General features: G+C 64.4%; 6 protein-coding genes. 3 read left to right on the top strand and 3 right to left on the bottom strand.

Translation table 11 applies throughout. The annotated features are described in order from the left end of the window. Nucleotides 1-417 (top strand): transposase (locus G6017_RS15315; protein WP_182618120.1); only part of this gene is annotated, 417 nt, incomplete at its 5' end. Here G6017_RS15315 and G6017_RS15320 read toward each other — a convergent pair. The 3 genes from G6017_RS15320 to G6017_RS15330 all read right to left on the bottom strand — a co-directional run bounded on the left by G6017_RS15320 (nt 392) and on the right by G6017_RS15330 (nt 2720). Continuing rightward, nucleotides 392-823 carry a hypothetical protein gene (locus tag G6017_RS15320; protein ID WP_182618122.1) on the bottom strand — a complete coding sequence of 144 codons (432 nt, stop codon included), beginning with the start codon at nt 821-823 and terminating at the stop codon, nt 392-394. The two genes, G6017_RS15315 and G6017_RS15320, sit on opposite strands and share 26 nt — an antisense overlap. Nucleotides 824-996: 173 nt before the next feature. After that, entirely contained in the window at nt 997-1554 is a 558-nt protein-coding gene (locus tag G6017_RS15325) for a CAP domain-containing protein (RefSeq protein WP_182618123.1), read from the bottom strand. A 923-nt stretch (nt 1555-2477) separates the two neighbouring features. After that, nucleotides 2478-2720: a hypothetical protein gene (locus G6017_RS15330; RefSeq protein WP_182611127.1), complete on the bottom strand. Its 243-nt coding sequence runs from the start codon at nt 2718-2720 to the stop codon at nt 2478-2480. Nucleotides 2721-2754: 34 nt separating this feature from the next. On the opposite strand from G6017_RS15330, the gene G6017_RS15335 reads away from it, so the two are divergent. Beyond that, on the top strand, nt 2755-2991 hold the full coding sequence (locus G6017_RS15335; RefSeq protein ID WP_182611126.1) for a hypothetical protein: 237 nt from the start codon (nt 2755-2757) through the stop codon (nt 2989-2991). 211 nt (nt 2992-3202) lie between these two features. Further along, complete coding sequence (locus tag G6017_RS15340) at nt 3203-4288, top strand: hypothetical protein (protein ID WP_182618125.1); 1086 nt, start codon at nt 3203-3205, stop codon at nt 4286-4288. Nucleotides 4289-4478: the final 190 nt, after the last annotated feature.

The following is a 4478-nucleotide window of genomic DNA, read 5'->3' on the forward strand; positions in this document are numbered from 1 at the left end:
ATCCGCACCATCATCCGCTGCGACCCCGACAGGCTCACCGAGCGCCAGTGGCGGCGGTTCGACGAGGCCCTGGCCGCCGACCCCCGACACGAGGAACTGTTCATCGCCTGGCAGATCGCCCACGAACTCCGACAGGCCTACCACCACAAAGACCTGCCTGCCGGGCGCAGCGCTGCGGAGAAGGTACTCGCGACCTTGCCATCCTGCCCGATCCCGGAAATCGCCCGACTAGGACGAACGCTCCGCAAGTGGAAGGCCGCCTTCCTCGCGTACTGGACCACCGGCCGCTCCAACAACGGAGGAACCGAAGCGATCAATGGCCTCATCGAACTCCACCGGCGCCTGGCCCGCGGCTACCGCAACCGCGACAACTATCGCCTGCGGATGCTCCTCATCGCCGGCGGGCTACGGACCTGACCCCACGCTCAGATGCGAAGAGCCCGTATTCGGCGAACGCGGCGACGATTCCGGTCACAGTCACCACAAAGGTGACGACAAGTAGAACCATCGCCGCGACCGAGCCTGCCGGCCCGATCGAGTTGATGAGGTTGAAACTCAGCGAGTCCACAAGGCCAAGTCCCCATCCGATCGGGCCGCACACGATGAGGGCCGCTGTCACCCGAGAGAGTCCGGGCTCGGTTCCGCGGGTGGCGCCCCACACGCCGACGGCGGCGAAGACCACGAGTAGGACGCCGCCGCCGATGAGGAAGTCGAGATCACCGAAAGGGCCGTACTGGAACTCAGCGGGAGGTGGAGGAGACCCGATCATGTCCACAATCGACACGATCGACACCAGCACGAGGAGAGCCGCCGCGGCGAGCATGACCACCGCGGTAGGGCGGCCGGTGCGCCGCAGCCACGGCCGGGATGCCTCATCGTTGGTGCTCATTCGGTCAACGTATCGATTCAGCGTCGCCTAGCTCGCAGCAAGCGCCCGTCGTGAGGGTCCTCTCGTGGGTGTGGCGCAGTCTCCCGCTGTGAGGCTCGGGCCACCGACTACCTCTCCGATACCGGAGTAGCAAAGTGCTGGACATAGAGATGCGCCTCTGGGAGGCCCTGGTACGCAGCCGTCCGCACGCAGACGCCCACCCTGGTGAAGTCCGGGTTGACGATGTTCTCCCTGTGACCGGGACTCTGCATCCAGCTGTCGACCGGATCGGGTCCGCCCGCGGTTGAGTAAAAGAGGTTCTCTGCAGCCGTGGAATAGTCGACGCCAGCCTCGCGGATAAACATGAACGGATCGCCACTGCCATCAGGCGCATGGTGCCCCCAGTAGTCCCTCGCGATCATGTCGTCCGCTTTCGCGCAGGCGCTTTCTCGGAGCTTCTCGCTGGCATCCAGAGTCGGAATGCCGTTCTCGCCCCGCTTCACGTTCGTCTGCTCTTCCACCGGCGACGGATCTGCCGGGGGTTCGACTTCAGCCTGACTCCACGAGTCAACCGACGGGAGTTCCCGGTTCACCGCAGCGTCCCACTCTGCACAGCCGCTCCCCAACATCGAGGCCACCAGAAGTGGCGATGCGGCCGCGACCCTCGAGACTGTCCGATTGCTCATCCTGATCACCCGGTCCGAATGTACCGACGGTGGCCAATGCACGACGACCTGGTCGAGCGAGTCCTCACCGCGAACGCCCCAGAGGGCCAGAGTAGATACCGGAGAGAGGGCGTCGTCAGGGTCAGGAAAACAGCCAGCCAGACGGCGGACCCGGCGAGTTCCCGTCGCGATGTGTCGGGGTGGATCCACGGGACTCGCAACGTCTGTAAGAACGCCAACCCGCCGAAGCAGCGTAGACCGTGGTGGCGGCGACCCAACCCCAGGTGGTCGCCGCTGCCACCGGCAGTAGCCCCCGGGCCGCGACCACTACGAACCACACGACCAGGAACGGACAGGAGGAGTCTTCGTCGGTCCGTGTTGCGGGTGCCGGCTGTGATTCCGCCTGATCGGCGAAGTCGGAGGCGAACAGCCCATCTGGCTGCTCGAGCATCTACCACCGGGCTTCGTAGCCCTTCGGGGTCCGCAAACTACCGACCAACATCACGGCTCCGGGATCGAATGCACGGGACCGCAGGCCCCCAAGTGCCCAGAAGCGGTCCTCGGTGTCAGCGGTCCTCGGCGTTGGCGGTCCGCTCCGGTACCGAGTCGGGGGCAGTCCATGCCATCAGGGCGGCCACGCGCCGCTCCAACGCCGCGATCCGCTCCCGGCTCAGCCATAACCTGAAGTTGCAATCATTACGCACATCTTGCAATTGCGTTGTAGTGCGAACATTTAGCTGGTGTCGCGGTAGAGCGGTTCACGCCTGCGCGGGGTCGCGGCGTATCGTAGGTGGAGCACAGAATTTGCGGATGCTGTGAATCCAGGTGCACTCGTTTGGGTTTTGGGATCTGGCGCTTTGCTGCGATTTTGCAGAACTCCGATCAGAATGGATTTCCCCTGTGAGCCTCGAGTTTCCTCCGCGCCTGTTCCGTGACCCCGCTGTTCAGATCGCCATCGCTCTCGGTGCCGCTGCGATGGGTGCGGGCTTGGCCATCGGCCCCTCCGGTTCTCTCGGGCCGGGAGGAGGCAGCACCCTGCCGACTACAACGACCATGACCGCGCCCCCGACGACGACCGCACCGACGACACCGACGACGACCACGTCCACAACCACGGCGACGACTGTCCCGACGATTCCGACAACTTCGACCACTCCCGTGAACCCGGCAAGCAACTTCACGGTCACGGCAACTGGCACCCCCGGAGTAGTCGTATTGAAGGTGACCGGCATCGCGCCGGATACGTCACTTGTAGAGCTCAACTACGGGGGCGAAAGCGTTGGCTACGTGTACACAGAGGAAGGCCCTTACGCGTTCTCCAGCTACGGGTCCTTTGGTATCACGACTCCGACGGTAGAGGTCGAGATCGTCTACATAAGTTGCACCAGGAACTGGGAAGAATGCGACCCTGACGATGGGCAGAACTTCCCTGTCACGGTTGGGGTCGATTACAACTAGCGACGATTCTGCGCGTGCATCCAAAGTAGGCATTTCTAAAGGAACTGGCGCGTCTCGGGCGACTAACACACCACACCCAGGCATCAGAGTTTCATTCCGCCCGAACCATCGTGCACGACGTCGGCTCTGCTTCCGAGGCCCCGGTCGTCAGCTCGGCGGTCGGGATCGCCCCCGGTAAGCCGGAGTTCGACTACAACTCGACACTCATCGCGTGCTGCTGTTCGTCGAATCGCGCCGCCAAGTGGCCGAGGTCCTCACCCGATACTCTCAGGTAATGCGTGTGTCGCCGGATGGATCCTTCCATGGGCTGCGTGAGTCGCACCTGTGCCGTGCGGCGTGTCGGGTACCCGCGGACCCGGGCCCATTCGATCGCCGCTATGTCGCGCTCCACCCGGTCATCGATTATCGGCCCTACATCTCCGCATCCCCTGACGTGTTCCCCCCTGGCCATCCGGGATACAACCAGGGCGTCGCGGCTGACCTGCAGATCCCGCAGGTGCTGCGGGATGAGATCGAAGACTGGATCGGCCAGTTCAAGGCATACTTCCATCACCTCGGTGACAGGCCGGTTGATCAGCCCGTGTGGTCGGACGGATTCGACGAGATGGCCTGGCTCGACCGCGGCCACGCACTGGCCGAGCGCCTCGGGGATCAGTACCCGGAGCACTTCGTGTTCTGCTGCGCGGAGAAGTACGTGGTGTGCGAGCTCGCTGCGGATCAGCTGGATTACGTGTGCGCCCTGACCGGGCAGATCACGCGCGAAGATGGCTGGCGGATGCCCGGCAATGAACCCGATCCGGATGTGCCGGCCGAGCTCAAGCTCATGCCGGAGTACGGGGTCGAGTGGGGCCTTTGGGACGGGTGGCTGCCGTACCACCAGCCCCCTCGGCTCCGCGCGGGCCCGGGTCCCGGGGGTTTTGCGACCCCGCGCAGCCTCGGTCTTACCTCGCAGCTGGAGGACCGACTCCGACGCTGGAACGAGGACTGGCACCGCGGCTTCCTCGACTACGGGCTAGATGGAAATGGGACCAGCGCCGATCTCGGCCTGCCGAATGGAGGTCTCGCCCTGCCGGAATGGGCCGACGATGTGGACCCGGCGGCCTGGTATCGCGAGGGCCACGCGATCGCCTCAAGCCTTGCCGATCAGCTCCCGGGCGTGAAGGTGCGACTCAGGGCGATACGATACGTGTGCGCTCCACGCTTGCTCGACCTCACGCAGATCTTCGGCGACGAGGAGTTCTTCACACCGCCAGCGAGACGGTTTCCCGAGACTCCAGAAACCACTATCGGCCAATGAAGCCGCCGCGCGCCAGGGCCGGCACCCGTAGTTGCGCAGAACTGCTGCTTGTTGGGACGAACGCGAGGCCCGCGCGTTGTCCAATCGGCCTTGTCTGTGTTTCCCCGAGAGGCTTTCGGAAGCTGAAGCAGAGCACCAGGGCACGAGCAGCGAGCGGAGACCTTCGCCTAGGAGCGTGGGTCAGTAACAC

The organism is Dietzia sp. B44 (assembly GCF_014145245.1).
In the GTDB taxonomy this organism is placed as follows: domain Bacteria; phylum Actinomycetota; class Actinomycetes; order Mycobacteriales; family Mycobacteriaceae; genus Dietzia; species Dietzia natronolimnaea.